Origin of the sequence: Muriicola sp. E247, assembly GCF_041358175.1 — a bacterium.
In the GTDB taxonomy this organism is placed as follows: Bacteria; Bacteroidota; Bacteroidia; order Flavobacteriales; family Flavobacteriaceae; genus Muriicola.
Window position 1 is genome coordinate 67,698 of record NZ_JBGKBE010000007.1, and the last position, 15,198, is coordinate 82,895.

Here is a 15,198-nt window from a genome sequence, read left to right on the forward strand (position 1 = left end):
AAAATGGTTGATCTATGGTAGAATCGAATTCTTTTCTCTTCTCTCAATTATTGTCTCTTCGAGATTGGATTTCAATTCTTTTGAGTCTAATTCGCTATACTTAGAATTGTTCGAAATATATTCCGGAACTATTTGCTTCATTAACTTCACGGTGTTACCGGAAAAAAACATATTAGTAACACACAATTCGTCTATCTTGGCTCTTAACTCTGTATAATCAAAATCGCGAACCTTACTTATCATAATTTTTTTATTATAAGTAGGTAAAGTATTTTCTCCATTCGCCAGTAATTCTTCATATAATTTTTCTCCGGGTCGCAGACCTGTTACTTGGATATCAATGTCTTCCGGGTAACGCAATCCTGAAAGTTTAATCATATTCTTGGCCAGATCCATTATTTTTACTGATTCACCCATATCAAATATAAAAAGTTCTCCTCCACTTCCCATCGCCCCTGCCTCCAATACCAGTTGGGATGCCTCAGGGATAGTCATAAAAAAACGGGTTATTTCTTCATGAGTTACTGTTAAAGGTCCTCCTTTTTCTATTTGCTTTTTAAATAGGGGAATTACCGATCCATTTGAGCCCAGGACATTCCCAAAACGTGTGGTGATAAATTTCGTTACACCTTCCTGCTGTCTGCAGCTAATATACATTTCTGCAATGCGCTTTGTAGCCCCCATCACATTTGTAGGGTTTACCGCCTTATCTGTAGATACAAGTACAAATTTTTGTATTCCATATTGAATTGAAAGGTCAGCTATTACCTTAGTTCCGGCAATGTTCGTTTTGATGGCCGGATAGGGATTTTCCTCCATTAAGGGCACATGCTTATAGGCCGCGGCATGAAATACAATATCGGGTTTAAAATCATTGAATATTTCATTCATCCTGTTCTTGTCCCGGATATCCGCAACAAGAGGTTTAAAATTAAATATCTTTGATTGCTTTAATTCTTGTTGCAGATCATATAATGCCGATTCTGCAAGATCAACTATAATCAAGGATTTATAATGATATCGAGTGATTTGGCGAACTAATTCACTGCCGATGGAACCAGCCCCTCCGGTTACCAATATTACTTTATCGTTAAGCTCTTCAGATATCCTTGAATTTTTGATTAAGATGGGGGATCGATTTAACAGATCCTCTATCTGAATTTTTTTGATCTGAGATACCTTTAATTCACCGTTGATCCAATCCTCTACAGGTGGCACCATTTTTACTATAACAGGAAAATCTACCAACCCTTCAACTTTTGATCTAAGTGTTTTTGGCTCTATATTATGAATCGAAAAAATTACCTCAGAAATTTCTTTTATTCTGATAAATTCCTCGTTTAAAGATTGAGGTCCGTAAACCTTTATGCCATTGATCTTTTTTCCAATTTTTTGCTTATCACTATCTATATAGCCAACTACGTTTGCCATATTTCTCGAGTGATTAGAAAGTGCATGATGTGTTAATATGCCTGACTCTCCGGCACCATAAATTAAAACGTTTTTATTGTTTGAATTTAATTTATGAACCAGGTTGTAATGCAGACTCTTAAAAACATACCTGCTGGCAGTAAGAGAAACAAAGGCTATAAAACTATTAATAACTATGATTGAAAGAGGGATTGTAAAGTCATCAAGAACGACAAATTGCCTATTTAAAAGGACTATGAAAATGGCTATTATGCTAGACAAACAAACGGCATTAAAAATATTATATACATCACGCACCCCTGTATGTCTGATCACTCCTTTATAAGAACCGGTAATTAAGAATGCCACTAATGAAATAAGTATTATTAAAGGCACCTGTATACCAAGCTTTTCGAAATCAAAATTCAAAGTGAAATTGAACCTTACAAAGTATGACAACACAAAGGCAATAGAAATCGTGATTAGATCAATAATCAATACTACCCATTTGGAGGCGTAACGCTGAACTGTACTACTAAAGTATTTTCGTAACATTAGACGGTTCCTTTTATAATATCTGTTATTCTTAGAAGATCTTCGGTACTTAAATTAGAACCACTGGGCAGACATAAGCCTCTTGTAAATAGATCTTCACTTATTCCATTTACAAAGGATAGTTCATCCTTAAACACAGGTTGCATATGCATCGGTTTCCACAAGGGTCTTGATTCTATATTTTCCTGAAGTAAGGCCAACCGTATTTGCTCACGCGCCTCATAGGATGTACACAAAATACACGTAAGCCATCGATTGGAATAAAATCCCTCAGGTTCGTCGAGAAACTCAATACTTTCTAATCGAGATAATTCCTCTTTATAAAATTGAAAATTAGCCCTACGTGCACTAACGCGATCATTCAGCACCTCCATCTGGCCCCTGCCAATTCCGGCTAAGACATTACTCATTCTGTAATTAAAACCAATTTCAGAATGTTGATAGTGGGGGGCGTCGTCCCTCGCTTGAGTTGCCAAAAAAACAGCTTTTTCTTTCAACTTTTTTTCTTTTGACACCAATGCCCCACCCCCTGAGGTTGTAATGATCTTGTTACCATTGAAAGATAATATTGCCACATCACCAAAAGTACCACACGCTATACCATTATAGGTGCTTCCCAAAGCCTCAGCACTGTCTTCAACGATGGGTATATTGTATTTTTGTGCCACCGCATTCACCTCATTTACCTGATAAGGCATACCGTACAGGTGAACTGGAACAATGGCTTTCGGTTTCTTCCCTCTAGAAATACCATTCAGAATTGCTTCTTCCAACAAAACCGGACATATATTCCAGGTTTTTTTTTCGCTGTCAACAAATACGGGGGAGGCCCCTAGGTAAGTAATAGGATTAGCAGATGCAGAAAAGGTAAAACTCTGGCAGATCACCTCATCTCCCGGGGAAACTCCAACCAATTGCAGCGCCAGATGCAATGCTCCGGTACCTGAACTCAGCGCCGCAACGTGAGCGTCATTGCCCAAATAAACAGCCAGGTCTTCTTCAAAGCCCTGAACATTCGGACCTAAAGGAGCGATCCAATTCGTTTCGAATGCTTCATTGATAAACTCTTGCTCATTCCCGCCCATATGGGGGGATGAAAGCCAAATTTTATTTTGTATTACTGTTTTCACAGGTTTGGTTTTGGTCAAATGGTTATAAATACAAATCTATGTTGGATAATCCTGAATTCTTTTTTTACTCTATATAGTTGCCAACAATTTGTCTTCTTCTTACTCTAAAACATAGGAAAGAATAAAATTACGCGTAAAAATCTCAGACACATAATTACTGCTAAATAATTCGGTCAATTCCACAAAAAGTCGGTTAGCATCCATATTTGGGGATATTAAAATAACCAAAATATTTCCTAATAACTAATAATAAAATATAACTAACCCAATGATATGAGTCATATCCAATTTAATTGACAGGCTAATGATAAAATTCACAGAAGAAATTTGATAAATCGGAAACTAATCCAATTTGTTATCATTACAGGAATCTTTTAATGTCAAAATTTCTTAATTATCCTGAAATGATCTACTTATCCTTTCTCTTCAAATCACCAAATAGCTTTGTGATACTTTAAATAAAATATGTTTTATAAACAGTTCTCTCTTATAAAGTTTTGAAACCAGGAGTGTAAATTACCCAATTAATCTCCTGAGATAAGTATCCTGTCCAAATTAAATATGACACTTCTTAATGAACAATCTATTTACAATCACTTTTTTTTGGGACACTTTAACCTATGTTTATACAACATTGTCCTATTTTTATTAATTGATCAAATAATTATCGGATTTTTGATAAAGTGTAAATTTCTAATCGCATGAAAATTTTAGTAACCGGTGCCGCCGGTTTTATCGGTTTTTTTGTAGCCAAATTACTTGCAGTTAAGGGGCATAAAGTTATTGGCTTAGACAATATAAATGATTACTACGATCCCCTCTTAAAATACGCCAGGCTTAAAGAACTGGGTATTTCAAAAGACAGTGCCGAAAAATTTAATTTACTTACCAGCAGTCAATCCATAAATAATTTTTCATTCATAAGGTTAAATCTTGAGAATCAGGAGGAACTTTCTGCACTTTTCGAAAAGGAAAAATTTGATGTTGTCTGCAATCTGGCTGCCCAGGCCGGGGTTCGTTACAGTATAGAAAATCCTCAGGCTTACATTGAAAGTAATGTAGTAGGATTTTTAAACATTCTTGAAAATTGCAGACATTTTAAAATCAAACATTTAATCTACGCCAGTAGTTCAAGTGTTTATGGCCAAAATTCAAAAATACCCTTCGAGACCACTGACAGAGTAGATCATCCGGTTAGTCTGTACGCAGCTACCAAAAAAAGCAATGAGCTTATGGCTCATACTTATAGCCATCTCTTCGGTTTTTCTACAACTGGTTTGCGATTTTTCACGGTCTATGGTCCCTGGGGCAGGCCAGATATGGCCATGTTCTTATTTACTGAGGCTATATTAAAGGGCAACCCAATAAAGGTCTTTAACCATGGCCTACTGGAACGGGATTTTACTTATATAGATGATATTACGGAAGGTGTTGTAAGAGTAGTAGAAGAAGATGTTAGCCTGCGTCTGGAAAAAGGGGACCTCTACAAGTTATACAATATAGGTAATAATCAGTCGGTTAATTTAATGGATTTTATCGCGGCTATCGAGGATACGCTCCAGATCAAGGCCGATAAAGAAATGCTTCCAATGCAACCTGGAGATGTGGAAAAAACCTGGGCTAATGTGGATCCCCTCATCAAGGATTTTGATTACAGGCCTAATACAAAGATATCCGATGGTGTAGCCAAATTTGTAAAGTGGTATTTGGATTTTTATGGGCATAAAGAATAATAAAAATCCCTTATCCACCTTGTGTATTCACAACCAAAGTAACTTGCACCTGATCGGTTGTGCATTTAATTGAAATTACCAGTTATATCCCTCTTATCGAGTAAATCCTCCTGTATATATATTTCCCAAGGATTAATTCGGGTATTTTGTTGATCTTTGAACACTGTAATTCGAATAAATGATATTAAAAAATCTTAACCTAAATCCAGATCTTAAAATTCTTGTTACCGGTGGTGCCGGTTTTATCGGTTCAAATCTGTGTGAAGTATTAGTAAATAACGGCAATCAGATACGTTGTTTCGATAACCTGGCAACAGGCAAATTGGAAAATATCCAACATCTACAATCAGCTCACAACTTTGAATTTATTGAGGGTGATATACGGAATTTAGAGCATTGCGTTCAGGCCTGTGAAGGTATGGATTACGTGTTACATCAGGCTGCCCTCGGCTCAGTACCGCGCTCTATTAAAGATCCTGTGACAAGCAATGCAGTAAATGTTGGAGGATTTCTCAATATGCTTGTAGCTGCAAGGGATGCCGGTGTTAAACGTTTTATTTATGCAGCCAGTTCGTCTACATATGGCGACTCTAAAAGCCTTCCAAAAGTAGAAGAAATCATCGGAAAGCCCTTATCGCCTTATGCTATTACCAAATATGTAAATGAACTATATGCTGATATTTTTAGCAAGACCTATGGTATTGAAACAATCGGCCTGCGGTATTTTAATGTATTTGGAAGGCGTCAGGACCCCAATGGGGCATACGCTGCTGTTATCCCAAAATTCGTAATGCAATTAATGCAACACCAGTCACCTGTGATAAATGGTGACGGGTCTTTTTCTCGTGATTTCACTTATGTGGATAATGTCATTGAAATGAATATTCGGGCTATACTTGCCGAGGATAAAAATGCACTCAATACCGTTTATAATGTCGCTTTTGGGGAACGGACCAATCTCAATGAATTAGTCGTTCTGTTGAAAAAACACTTGTCAAAATTTGACTCAGGTATCGCGAAAGTAGACCCTGAATATGGTCCTGAACGTGAAGGGGATGTACCCCATTCTCTGGCTTCAATAGAAAAGGCAAAGAAACTACTTGGCTATGACCCCACATATGATATGGAATCTGGTCTCAAGCAGGCTGTAAATTGGTATTGGAATAATCTTTAAATAAAAATCATGAATCTAACAGTAATTGGCACTGGATACGTTGGTCTGGTAAGCGGAACCTGTTTCGCTGAAATGGGAAATAACGTAACCTGTGTGGACATTGATAAGATCAAGATAGAAAACCTTAAAAAAGGTATTATCCCCATCTACGAACCTGGTTTGCAAGCTATGGTAGAGCGCAATATTAACAATAAAACACTCTTCTTTACGAGCAAATTAAATGAGGCTCTTCAGGAATGCGATATTGCCTTTATTGCCGTGGGTACTCCAATGGGGGAAGATGGCTCTGCAGATCTGCAGTACGTACTTCAGGTAGCTCGCACTATTGGCGGGTATATGGATCACCCAATAATTGTAGTGAACAAGTCTACTGTACCAGTTGGTACCGCAGATAAAGTAAGGGCAGTCATTAATGAGGAACTTTCTAAACGAGATCTGGACATTGAATTCCATGTAGTATCTAACCCGGAATTTCTGAAAGAAGGAGATGCAATAAACGATTTTTTAAAACCGGACCGTGTGATTGTTGGATCCGACGATCCAGACACCACGGACAAAATGCGTTCCCTGTATAATCCATTTTTTAGAAGTAGTATGGATCGTATGATTACCATGGATGTCCGTTCAGCTGAAATGACCAAATACGTGGCAAATGCAATGTTAGCAACCAAGATCTCTTTCATGAATGAAGTGGCTAATATTTGCGAGCTGGTAGGAGCTGATGTTAATAAAGTACGTATAGGTATTGGATCCGACCACCGTATAGGATATAGTTTTATTTATCCTGGTGCTGGTTATGGGGGTTCATGTTTCCCAAAAGACGTGAAGGCATTGCATAGAACTGCGGCAGAACATGGCTACCAGGCGAAATTAATCAACGCCGTTGAAGAAGTTAACGATAGTCAAAAATTAGTCATTGCCAACAAAGTGATCAACCGGTTTGGAGAAGATCTCAGTGGAAAAACATTTGCGGTTTGGGGATTATCTTTTAAACCCCAAACGGATGATATGCGCGAAGCTCCTTCTATATACATAATCAAAGCACTTGCCGAACGGGGGGCTAAAATAAAGGCTTATGACCCAAAAGCCATGGACGAAGCCAGGCATTTTTATCTTAAAGATGTCCCAGGGATTTCTTATTGCAATTCCAAATATGAAACCCTTCCGGATTCAGATGCCATGCTACTTTTGACGGAGTGGAAGGAATTCCGGGCACCGGATTTCGAGGAATTGAAAACCCAGTTAAAAGAGCCGGTAATTTTCGACGGACGTAATCAGTATGAAGATGAGAAGTTGCTCCAATTGGGTTTCGAATACTACCAAATTGGGAAAAGAGGGATGCATAAGCTCAACCCTGCGCACTAATTGTAACCAAAAGACTTAAGAAGGATGTCTGAAATTAAAATTGCAATCATAGGGTTAGGATACGTTGGCCTCCCACTTGCCCGCTTATTTGCCACAAAGTATCCGGTTATCGGATTTGATATTAACAAGGAACGTGTTGAAGAGCTACAGAGTGGCAAAGACAGCACTTTGGAGGTAGAGGATGAAGTACTGCAAGAGGTGCTGAAATCTACTCCTAATATGACTTCAGGGCTTTATTGTACAGACCAGGTTAATACTATTGCCGACTGTAACATTTATGTAGTTACCGTCCCTACCCCTGTAGATCATACCAATCGCCCCATTCTCGTTCCTTTGTACAAGTCGAGTGAAACCGTTGGCAAAGTGCTCAAAAAAGGGGATTTGGTAATATACGAGTCGACAGTTTATCCCGGGGTAACTGAAGAGGAATGTGTTCCAGTCCTGGAGAAATTCAGTGGCCTAATATTTAATAAGGATTTTTTTGTTGGTTATTCCCCAGAACGTATCAACCCCGGAGATAAAGAGCATACCGTTGATAAAATTTTAAAGGTGACTTCAGGTTCAACACCGGAAATGGGGAAGAAAGTGGATGCTTTATATGCCTCAGTGATCTCTGCCGGGACCCATCTGGCGCCTTCGATCAAGGTAGCTGAAGCCGCCAAAGTAATAGAGAACTCCCAGCGGGATATCAATATCGCCTTTGTGAATGAGCTTGCGAAGATCTTTAACCTGATGGGGATTGATACTCATGCGGTTCTGGAAGCAGCAGGAACCAAATGGAACTTCCTGCCTTTTAAACCAGGTCTTGTTGGAGGTCACTGCATTGGAGTGGATCCTTATTATCTTGCACAAAAGGCGCAGCAATTTGGTTATCATCCTGAAATCATCTTAACCGGTAGGAGGATGAATGACGGAATGGGAAAATATGTGGCCTCTGAGGTGATTAAACTTATGGTGCAAAAGGACATCAAGGTAAAAGGTTCTAAAATTCTTGTTTTGGGAATAACCTTTAAGGAAAACTGTCCGGACGTTAGAAATACTAAAGCTGTAGACTTAATTAAAGACTTAATAAGCTACGGAACAGATATGACCGTCTATGATCCATGGGCCTCTCCAGAAGAGGTTAAAAAAGAATATGGATTAACCACCACTCAGGATTTACCTGAGGGTCCTTTTGATACGGTAGTCCTTGCAGTGGCCCATAAAGAATATTTACAATTGGGGTTAAGGGAGTTGCTAAATGAAAAAGGAATTCTTTATGATGTAAAAGGAGTTTTAAAAGAGCGTGTGGATGCCAGACTTTGATAATCTTCAAAAGAACAAACAAAAAAATCCTGACAGAGTTGTCAGGATTTTTTTCTTGTATACTTATACTCTTACCTATCTACTCGGGTCAACGTCTTGATAGGTTCCATCAGGGCCATTCCACATTATAATATTATCATAATAAATATCAGTTCCATTACCCAATCCTGATGAATTCGACCAATAAGGTCCTATTTTGGGTGTTATACCTCTTATTTCCCCTCCATTTTTTTCATAACGATAAAGGGTTGTTCCAACGTGGTCAACTATTTTTGTTCCGTTCGCCCATATTTCTACAAAACCATCGCTCCTAAGATCATGACCTGCATGCGCTCTTGAAAGAGAAGTACAATCAGGACCAGCATAATTAGCACCAAACCCGCCTTTATAATGAACAACAATATCAATCCATTCACCGGGGTTATAATCAAAAAATACCTTGCTTGTTCCTGTTCCTGCTCCATTCCAGCCACCCAAAGTAGCGCTTGTTTGATCTACCCTTGTTACATCATCACAAATACTCCAATATAATTGAGTGTCAGTTGAGCCTTGACGCAGAGATAAAGGATTTACCGTAGAGCTGCCTCCGGGAGCCAGATTTCTTGCTTGAAAATAAATTCTATCATCCTCCATCGGATCAGCTATATATATTGAAAAAGCAAGCCACCATTCTCCATAGGAAAGAGCACCGTCCTTGCCAAATTCATTTCTGCTAGAATTACCATTGTAGGATCCTAACCAAATAGCCCTGCCGCCGTTTCTTCCTGCCCTTAATGGCGAATCGGGGTGGTCTGTGGTTCTTGGTTCTCCGTTGTCAACTTCCCACTGGTTTCTATATGGTTCTGCCGAACCGTTCGGCCCCCATTGTTCATAAGAGTAAGTATTAGAACTAAAATCAGTAAAAAGATATGTTGCTCCTGGCAAGCCCGCTTCTGAATCAATAGTTGTTATGCCTATATCTTCTAAGCTCATGTTGCGAAACTCCCATGTATCTCCAACTTCACGACCTCCTAAATTAAAATCGTTACCGCTTGCCCCTCCGCCAGAAACCTGACCATTCCATTCAAAAGAATATTGTGTCCAGGTGGATGCAATAGTTGGAGTGGCAATTTCATTATATCTTTGCCCAATTTGTAACTCACCATTTCCTACAATTTGTCTTGCTTCAAAGGTCAATCTGTACCGCCTTGACTCATAAACACGATCGGGATAAACGTCAGTATACACAGCCGACCAGTTTTCATCTGAGGATGTGACACTGCCATTTGCTATTACAGTTAAAACACCACCTGTCGCATTAGAACCATTTAAAAGATTCCATCCTTCTGCGTCATTAAATGTTCCATTTGGTAATAAATTAACACCATCACCTCTAGAAGTTGGATTTGCTGGGTCACTTCCGTTCTGTCCGGTACTTCCATCAGTACCATCACTACCATCACTACCAGGATTGTCTATTGATTCTATTTCTTGATCTACGAGAACGGTATCGAGCAATAGATCTGAATCCTTACTACAAGAAGTAAAGAATAGAATACTACAAATAAAGCATGCTAATACTAGGGAATTTTGGGGATAAAATTTCATGTGATAAATAAATTAAGTTCCTATTATAATCAAATTTGGGTTCGCTAAAATTATTTAAAATTCAATAATCATCGCTAAAAAGCATCAGTTTTTCGATGAAATACCCAATTGACACATAATCTTTAACGATCGTGACTATGCTTTTGGATGTCACCGTTTCCAGTATTCGATGAACTACACTTTTTTTTAACAAACAGTTAAGATTTTAGGAGGAGCTAATCAAATCTGATGAGTAGAAAGGGAGAATTCAATCCTGCCCAATGATAATTTATAGAGTTTTAAACTTTTATAGGTATTCCGTATTACCAAAACGTATTGGAAATTTGGGGCAAACGAAAGTTGCACCCGGAGTGTCCAAGATGGAATAATATGATATTAGCTAAAAGTCTCGAGAGAGTAGGTTAAAAATCTGAGTAATTGTTAATTTGAAACTATCATACATTATTGAAGTAAGATAGTTCTTGAGTCTTTCGCTGGATTAATTACCATTAGGAAATCCAAACTTCAGATTATAGGCATTCTGGTAAATTATAGATTTTGTCCAACTGTTATGAAGCAAGAATTGCAAGAAATAATCTACATCTTTATTTTTCAGAAGATTTACCATAGGTTTTAAAATTCCATTTACTAAAATAACCTAAGTGTGATATGCATATAGAGTAAACATAGATATTTTGTATAGATGAAGTTCTTTGGACTTCTGAGACGTGAGTACTCAATCCGGAAGATGTTCTTGAGACGGTCTATGATGGACTCTGATTTTTGACCATCTAACCCATAAATTTATTCGTGTTTGTTCCTTCTTAATTAAAATTCAAAATAATTACAATCTTTTTGATCTTAAAATGGGAATATTACCCTTTGTTCACGGTATTTCTAATTGCCAATTCTAAATATTGCCCAAATACAGAAGGTTTAAGCTTCAATAAACCAGCACATAATATCAACAGACCTGCCGTAAATACAATAAACATCGTGACATCAGTTTCACCCAATAAATTAAACAAATATTTATATGCAAAAATCAATATACCAAGATACAGTCCCAGTCTCAATCCTGCCACCAAGGGCTGATAAAAATATTCTCCAATAGATCCCTTGAAAACGTTCTTTACTAAAACGATCATCATTAAATAGTTTATAAAATGGCTTACAACAATTCCAACGGCTGCACCATTGATTCCGTAGAAATAACCCAAAGCACCAGAAAGTACTAAGATGATTACCGTAAATATGTATTTGCGAGTGACATTTTTATAAACAAGACCTTTTGCCTTAATGACTTCATCTGTTGTTTTTCCGGCATTACTGAAGGTTAGAATGAGAAACATAATTTGTAGAGGTAAGACAGCTTCTGGCCAATTTGATCCCATCAGAATTTGTACAATTTCTGCTGAAAAAAAAACTAGAAAAACCGTTGCGGGAATCATAATCGAGTTACTAAACCCCAACCCAAACTTGTATATTTTAATCAATCTTTCATTCTCATCCTGGATTTCGGACATTACAGGAAACATAACCTGGTTCATAATCTGTGCAAGAAATTCACTGGGTATTTCCTTTACTCTAGAGGCTCTTTCATAAACACCGAGCATATCTTGTGTAAAGAATTTTCCAAATATCAAATTCAGACCATTTCTAGATAAAAAACTACCAATCGTTAACAACACGATACCAAAACCAAAACTAAACAACTGACGGGCTTCTTTATAATGAATCTTCAAGCTTATTTTCATTGGAGCCAAATAGAACAAAGCTATTGAGCTTAGCAAGGAGGTAATAAGAGTCGCAAAAACCAAAGACCATACTCCATTACCATTCATAGCTAAATAAACACCTGTACCATAACCAATTATATTTGAGACAATGTTGACTATCGCAACATTTTTAAAGGAATAATATTTAAAAAGCAGGTTGATTGAAATATGGCTCAGAGCGAGTAATATGAGGTTTAACGAAGATACTTTAATGAGATTATCTAACCTAAGGTCATTATATGCAGAAGCAATAAACGGAGCCGTAATATATAAAACGGCATATAATAGGAGGCCAATGAAAAGGCTGGTTTGCAAGGCGCCATTGGCATGTTTGTTATTTATTTCCTTTCGTTGTATCAAGGCAGAACCCATACCACCCAGCACAAAAATATTCCCAATGCCTATAATTGCATAGATAATAGCCATAAGACCATAGTCTTCTTTAAGTAAAAGCCTGGTCATAATAGAAAAGTAAATGATCTTTAAAAGATTTAGGGAAAGGACTGAAACTGACTGCCATTTACCTGCATGCTTAATTTTATCGCCAAGGCTCCTCATACAGTCATATTAATTTTGCAAGGTCTGTCGGTTTACTTTATTCTTCTAACTTACCTTGAATGAAATTCAGTATACCAATTGCTCTTTCACTGATTTCAAAATTCTTTGAGTATTCCAAGGCGTTCTTGGACATTTCCCCTCTTCTGCCCTCATTACTGACGATCGTTTTTATAGCACTTTCTATGGCTTTTATATCCAATGGATTTACCAAAATGGAAAAGGAAGGATCGCATTGAAAGTGTATCTCAGGAATGTCTGATGAAACTATTGGCAATCCACATGCCATTGCCTCAACAATTGCATTACAAGAGCCCTCATGCCAAGTTGGCAAAACAAATAAATCTGCTGCGGATAGTAATTCTGGAACTTTTTCAGATATGACACTATCTTTAAATACGACATTATTTCCTTCAAGGATTTGTGGACCACCACCTACAAAGATAAGACCTAATCCTTCTAAATTTTGGGTGGCGTTTAACAGCATTTTAGGACCTTTATTTTCAATAAACCTGCCAACAAATATTGCTAATATTTTATCTTTTGGGAGGCCATATTTACTTCTCATTTTTAGTTTGTCCCTAGGATAAAAGATATTTAAGTTTACAGCATTTGGCTTGATTATTATCTTATTTTCTTTAACCCCATATTTAATAAGCCTATCACTTATTTGAGGAGAAACGGCTATAAATCCATTTATTTTTCCCAAAATAGAGCTGAAGTAGGCGCTTGAATAAAAAGCCTTTCTTACCTCTAAATTATTGTACTCCCCTATAGCCGCATATATCGGTTTATTATATTCTGATAAGGCCTCGACCGCAATAAAAGCACTGGCTAAAAAATGGGCATACACTACATCAAATTCAATCTTATGATTCTTTACGATTCTCCTTACAGCTTTAATTTGACCTAGTTCGCCTATTCTGTAGGTGTTAAATCCAAATATAAATTTTTGGGATGCATTTAAAAATTTTGGCCTGTAGACTGTTCCTAGTTCTTCCCCGTATTCCTTATTCTTATTAAAATAAATATTAGTTATAAGACCCACCGGAGATATTATGTTCACTGTATGACCCAACTTGGCAAATTGCTGAATCAAATTGTAAACAAACACACCCCTTGATGGCGTTTTTAAGGATGGATAATTACCGGATACTACTAATATTTTCATTGAGCTAGTTTTTCTTGTTTATCACTGGACATTATTTGAGCTGTTGATCCTATTAAAACTGCAAAAAAGAACCAGAATATTATTTTCCCTAAACTACCACCTTGTTTAGACATATTAAAGATGACAATAACGAATATTACAAGGTTTAAAGAATCTCCATACTTTTTGTAATGACGAAATAGTAATTTAGTCAACCGGGTCAAAAAAATAAGAAATAAAATTATTCCAGGAAGGCCACAAGCGATGAAGATATAGAGAAAGACGTTATGAGGATTCAGATTAATTCCTGAATATGAAAACATTCTGGGCCTGACCCCTTCAAACCCAGAACCAATGATAATATTATCCGTAATTATGTTAAATGCCGCATCCCACAGTGTATTTCTTCCTATATCACCAGACTCCACTGTATTTAAGAAGCGTTCTGCCATAAGTGGATTTGTTTCTAACAAATAAGTTATCAGCACACCTGAGGCAAGTGCTGCAAAAACAATTAGTGCCCATTTCTTGAAAGCTGCCATCTCTCTAAAATAGAGTAGTACAGTTAGTCCCAAAAACATAGATACAAAAGCTCCACGCGAAGCAGACGTGGCAACTAAGCTAATAAATGGGATACAAACGGCAATTATAATTATGGATCTTTTAATTGAAAACTTATTTATTAACTTTGAAATAGCAATTAAGAAAGCTAAAGAAGCCTTTGCTCCCATAATATTAGGATTCTCTCCAAACAACAATAATCTACCATTATCATAGGTGACACCGTTGCCAAGTGAAACCAATAAAAAAACCAATAGCATACTAGCTATATAGGTGTTTAAAACTATAGATGAATTTTTTGGCTTACAATATAGATGAGCGGCAATAAATGTCATTAACACTATTAAAAGAAGTGTTCTATAATTGTAAGCATACTTTAATTCAGTTACATATTCTGAGTTTATTGCAGAACAAATAAACCCAACTACAATTAATAGTAATAGGGGAATTACGAATCTCTTTATGGGTGCAAAGTGAAAATTCCTGCCAATTAGCGGCACCCAGCTGGCTAAATATAGTATGGTTGTGATATAGGTAACCGAAACTGTGCCGACTAATTGAAATGGATCCCATTTCTCAAAAGTTACGGAGAATACCAGTAAATATAAACAGTAATCATTTATAATATTTAAAGGCTTTATCATGATTTATTTAAGGGCATCTATCGTCGGAGAGCAAATTAAATTAAAAAATAAGTAGTAACGCTTACTTAATAGATGAAAAACTAGTTTTTAACGAATAGTTGAATATTAAAACCCCATTTTTTATACTTATTCAAATAAGCAATTTAACTTTGATTCAAGTAACCAAGAATAATGTTGCATGCTCTTACTTTTTTTTAGAAGTTAAGCTCTTTAAAAACCTTATGTGAATCTTGACAGCTTAAATCAAGAACAAAAAGTTTTCTATCCATTCT

10 protein-coding genes are annotated in these 15,198 nt (G+C 36.9%); 4 read left to right on the forward strand and 6 right to left on the reverse strand.

Translation table 11 applies throughout. The annotated features are described in order from the left end of the window. Nucleotides 1–12 precede the first annotated feature (12 nt). A complete protein-coding gene (locus tag ACA086_RS10910) occupies nt 13–1,965 on the reverse strand; it encodes a polysaccharide biosynthesis protein (RefSeq protein WP_371003342.1) in 1,953 nt (650 codons plus the stop codon). Continuing rightward, nucleotides 1,965–3,050, reverse strand: a complete 1,086-nt coding sequence (locus ACA086_RS10915; RefSeq protein WP_371003424.1) for an aminotransferase class I/II-fold pyridoxal phosphate-dependent enzyme — start codon at nt 3,048–3,050, stop codon at nt 1,965–1,967. The genes ACA086_RS10910 and ACA086_RS10915 overlap by 1 nt, the downstream gene beginning before the upstream one ends. Before the next feature lie 746 nt (nt 3,051–3,796). On the opposite strand from ACA086_RS10915, the gene ACA086_RS10920 reads away from it, so the two are divergent. The 4 genes from ACA086_RS10920 to ACA086_RS10935 all read left to right on the forward strand — a co-directional run bounded on the left by ACA086_RS10920 (nt 3,797) and on the right by ACA086_RS10935 (nt 8,672). Further along, on the forward strand, nt 3,797–4,828 hold the full coding sequence (locus tag ACA086_RS10920; protein ID WP_371003343.1) for an NAD-dependent epimerase: 1,032 nt from the start codon (nt 3,797–3,799) through the stop codon (nt 4,826–4,828). A 178-nt stretch (nt 4,829–5,006) separates the two neighbouring features. After that, complete coding sequence (locus ACA086_RS10925) at nt 5,007–6,002, forward strand: SDR family oxidoreductase (RefSeq protein WP_371003344.1); 996 nt, start codon at nt 5,007–5,009, stop codon at nt 6,000–6,002. A gap of 9 nt (nt 6,003–6,011) precedes the next feature. Then, entirely contained in the window at nt 6,012–7,367 is a 1,356-nt protein-coding gene (locus tag ACA086_RS10930) for a UDP-glucose/GDP-mannose dehydrogenase family protein (protein WP_371003345.1), read from the forward strand. 24 nt (nt 7,368–7,391) lie between these two features. Continuing rightward, nucleotides 7,392–8,672, forward strand: a complete 1,281-nt coding sequence (locus tag ACA086_RS10935) for a nucleotide sugar dehydrogenase (protein WP_371003346.1) — start codon at nt 7,392–7,394, stop codon at nt 8,670–8,672. Between the two features lie 75 nt (nt 8,673–8,747). Here ACA086_RS10935 and ACA086_RS10940 read toward each other — a convergent pair whose 3' ends face one another. The 4 genes from ACA086_RS10940 to ACA086_RS10955 form a co-directional block, all read right to left on the reverse strand. Continuing rightward, a complete protein-coding gene (locus tag ACA086_RS10940) occupies nt 8,748–10,259 on the reverse strand; it encodes a heparin lyase I family protein (protein WP_371003347.1) in 1,512 nt (503 codons plus the stop codon). Nucleotides 10,260–11,113: 854 nt separating this feature from the next. Further along, the gene (locus tag ACA086_RS10945) at nt 11,114–12,574 is read right to left on the reverse strand and encodes a lipopolysaccharide biosynthesis protein (RefSeq protein ID WP_371003348.1); all 1,461 of its coding nucleotides are present in this window, start codon (nt 12,572–12,574) and stop codon (nt 11,114–11,116) included. A gap of 37 nt (nt 12,575–12,611) precedes the next feature. Beyond that, complete coding sequence (locus ACA086_RS10950) at nt 12,612–13,742, reverse strand: glycosyltransferase family 4 protein (RefSeq protein WP_371003349.1); 1,131 nt, start codon at nt 13,740–13,742, stop codon at nt 12,612–12,614. Further along, entirely contained in the window at nt 13,739–14,617 is an 879-nt protein-coding gene (locus tag ACA086_RS10955; RefSeq protein WP_371003350.1) for an O-antigen ligase family protein, read from the reverse strand. Before ACA086_RS10955 ends, ACA086_RS10950 begins: the two co-directional genes overlap by 4 nt. Between the last annotated feature and the right edge of the window lie 581 nt (nt 14,618–15,198).

Coding starts and splice junctions, on each gene's coding strand:
- ACA086_RS10910 (WP_371003342.1), bottom strand. CDS start 1,965: ATGTTACGAAAATACTTTAGTAGTACAGTTCAGCGTTACGCCTCCAAA.
- ACA086_RS10915 (WP_371003424.1), bottom strand. CDS start 3,050: ATGGGCGGGAATGAGCAAGAGTTTATCAATGAAGCATTCGAAACGAAT.
- ACA086_RS10920 (WP_371003343.1), top strand. CDS start 3,797: ATGAAAATTTTAGTAACCGGTGCCGCCGGTTTTATCGGTTTTTTTGTA.
- ACA086_RS10925 (WP_371003344.1), top strand. CDS start 5,007: ATGATATTAAAAAATCTTAACCTAAATCCAGATCTTAAAATTCTTGTT.
- ACA086_RS10930 (WP_371003345.1), top strand. CDS start 6,012: ATGAATCTAACAGTAATTGGCACTGGATACGTTGGTCTGGTAAGCGGA.
- ACA086_RS10935 (WP_371003346.1), top strand. CDS start 7,392: ATGTCTGAAATTAAAATTGCAATCATAGGGTTAGGATACGTTGGCCTC.
- ACA086_RS10940 (WP_371003347.1), bottom strand. CDS start 10,259: ATGAAATTTTATCCCCAAAATTCCCTAGTATTAGCATGCTTTATTTGT.
- ACA086_RS10945 (WP_371003348.1), bottom strand. CDS start 12,574: ATGAGGAGCCTTGGCGATAAAATTAAGCATGCAGGTAAATGGCAGTCA.
- ACA086_RS10950 (WP_371003349.1), bottom strand. CDS start 13,742: ATGAAAATATTAGTAGTATCCGGTAATTATCCATCCTTAAAAACGCCA.
- ACA086_RS10955 (WP_371003350.1), bottom strand. CDS start 14,617: ATGACATTTATTGCCGCTCATCTATATTGTAAGCCAAAAAATTCATCT.